1 pseudogene is annotated in these 221 nt (G+C 77.8%); it reads left to right on the top strand.

Annotation, left to right across the window (positions count from 1 at the left end):
- Nucleotides 1-221, top strand: a pseudogene (locus CCN29_RS31910) (trehalose-phosphatase); the annotation flags it as partial.

Here is a 221-nt window from a genome sequence, read left to right as displayed (position 1 = left end):
GGTGCTCGGCCACTACGGCGCCGAGCGCTGGGAAGCGGTCACAAGTTCCGTCACCGCACCCGCCCCGCACCCCGGCGTCGCCGCCGCCCGCGCGGAGCTGCCCGGGCTGCTGGACCGGGTCGGGGCGTGGCAGGGCACGTGGATCGAGGAGAAGGGGCGGGCGGTCGCCGTCCACACCCGCAGGGCCTCCGACCCGCAGGCCGCCTTCGAGGCGTTGCGCG

Origin of the sequence: Streptomyces pseudogriseolus (assembly GCA_002154585.1) — a bacterium.
Taxonomy (GTDB): Bacteria; Actinomycetota; Actinomycetes; order Streptomycetales; family Streptomycetaceae; genus Streptomyces; species Streptomyces pseudogriseolus.
This window is presented reverse-complemented; position numbering and strand designations above follow the sequence as displayed.